The organism is Rheinheimera baltica DSM 14885, from assembly GCF_000425345.1.
GTDB lineage: Bacteria > Pseudomonadota > Gammaproteobacteria > Enterobacterales > Alteromonadaceae > Alishewanella > Alishewanella baltica.
In genome coordinates this window covers 1-2,276 of sequence record NZ_AUDG01000112.1, presented here as the reverse complement: position 1 = coordinate 2,276, position 2,276 = coordinate 1, and the positions used below count along the sequence as shown (strand labels likewise).

The 2,276-nt window shown below is 34.9% G+C and carries 1 protein-coding gene; it reads right to left on the bottom strand.

From position 1 onward, the window contains the following. Positions 1–67 precede the first annotated feature (67 nt). Positions 68–2,053 carry an NACHT domain-containing protein gene (locus H595_RS0119475; protein WP_027672638.1) on the bottom strand — a complete coding sequence of 662 codons (1,986 nt, stop codon included), beginning with the start codon at positions 2,051–2,053 and terminating at the stop codon, positions 68–70. Positions 2,054–2,276: the final 223 nt, after the last annotated feature.

Here is a 2,276-nt window from a genome sequence, read left to right as displayed (position 1 = left end):
GCTGATCCAGTAATTGGTCTGTAATTGGCATTCTTTATCCCTTCTAAGGAGTTAGATAGAATGCCACTTACACAGTTTTTTTTACAGACTCTTCGAATAGGCTATATTCATTAATTGTATTTATCAATTCACTAGCTTTCTTATTGCAACCAAACCAGCCATTGATGAATTTTTCTAATTGCTCTCTAGTGAAAGGTAACAATGTTATTCCGAGAAAATTTATATCTTTCAAATAGCTAACACAGTCTCGGCTAGAAATAACTATTTGAATGGTTGGGTTGGACTTTTTGAACAAATCAATTTCATTAATTATTTCAGGAACTGATGAGTATATTTCATCCAACCCATCTAGAATTAAAACTGTGTTTTTGGGTAAGGTGCACTTAGCATCTGCAATGTTATCAGCTGTAGGGGTTATATCCTTACTTATTAAAATCGATTTAAAAACAAGTTCGTGCCTATAGTAATCACGGCCTTCGTAATTCTGAGCGTACTGGTTAATTTTGCCAAGAACTCTATTCAACGGCACGTAGACTATATCGCCTCCACGTTTACTCCTGGCGTAAACTTGCAATGTTGTTGTTTTTCCAACGCCTGCACCGCCATAAACCGCTACGTCAAAGCCTGTATCCAATATAGTATGTGGCGAAATACAAATCCTGTCATTTTCGCGCTTATTAAGCCTAATTTTAATCCTCTTCCTACACAGCAAGTCATGATCAACAAATTCAGATATAAATCTAAGTTCACTTTCGATATTAACAAGAAAATCGCTTATCTTTTTAATTGAAGCTCTAGATTCATTTATTTCATTAACTGCTTCGATGTATTTTGATTTTATAAGTTTAAACTTATTCTCTATCTCTGATTTGTTGAATGAAACCATGTAAAGTGGTTCTGGTATTAAATTTTTCCTAAGCTTATTAATTTCTTTTTGTTTGTTTAGTATGTCTATCTTCCATTCAATCTGGTTTGACACCTCTTTAGCAATATGGGTAGGGAGATTAGCTGAATAATATGTAGCTCTTACATTCTCAATTTCCTCTAACACCGTCACACTAGAGATAGATTCTAATATCTCTTTTGTAGTCTCTGAAGTATCCTTGCTACCGGCTGCCGAAGTTCTACCTACTATATTACCCTTTAAAAAAGCAGAAAGTGAGTCATTTGAGCTTTTTATGCTATTTTGCAAATCAGAAATATCAGATTCAAGAGAATCAATATCTATAATCAACATCTTGTTTTTACTGGATTGATGCTTTTCCAATTGTTGATTATACAAATGACAAACATCGTTAAGACTTTTAGATGTAATTGACAAGCCATAGCTATTGTAAAACCACATTACTTCCTTTTTAAAGGCTGCCCACTCGTCATTTGAAACTGCCAGTTCATCCGTTGAGACATCTACTTCTAGATGAAAAAGGCAGTTGCTATCAATAGAACCGACAAAAAAGCTTAAGTCACTGTAAAAACGCTCCGGCTCAACGTATGCATCATTCTTTAACGCACTTAGCAGTTCAGAATTGATCAAGTAATCATTTGAATATGAGGCTAACTTATCTTTCATTGACGTCAGAAGCCCTAATAATGACGGGTTGTATTTTTTTATATCTTCAATTATTTGAGGGCCATCATATACGGTTAACTTGTTCTTATATTCCTCAAGATGAGAAAATATTTCTTCAGTTAATCTTGAAGATATTTTTTCAGGACATGCAAGATATATGTGATCAGCTCTCGCTTCAGTGCCGTCGATTAGCTTCAGTTTTTCAAAGCAACACTGCCTCAACTGATGCATTAACGTACTAAACTTAACTCCTTCTTTAACATTTTGTATGTCTTCAACTTTCTTTGATTGCACGTAAATTATTAACGGATCTTTTCTTGGGGGAACTTCACGCTGAGCAATTAAATCTCTACCTCTTTCATATTGACCACCATGAAAGTCAACTCGCCCATACCCCATTGATTCGAAAAGAGGCTTCAAAATTAATTTGGTAAAGTCATCCTCTTTAAGCGAAGACAACTTTGATAAATACATTTCAGTCATATAAGTAATTAATCTCAGCGGGAATAATAAATAACCAATAGGAAAATGAGGTCGTAGCGCTTTTTCAGTAAATTCGTTCTGCCCTAGATACTTTTCGCAATCAATTCAGCCTTAAGCAGTCAATAAACGGGGTCAGATCCTGAGGTATCCCCACAAAATTATTAGCTAAAACAAAAAGATGAACTCAGAAGGAACATTCATGGCGTTCGGTGATCAGATCAAT

Coding starts and splice junctions, on each gene's coding strand:
- H595_RS0119475 (WP_027672638.1), bottom strand. CDS start 2,053: ATGACTGAAATGTATTTATCAAAGTTGTCTTCGCTTAAAGAGGATGAC.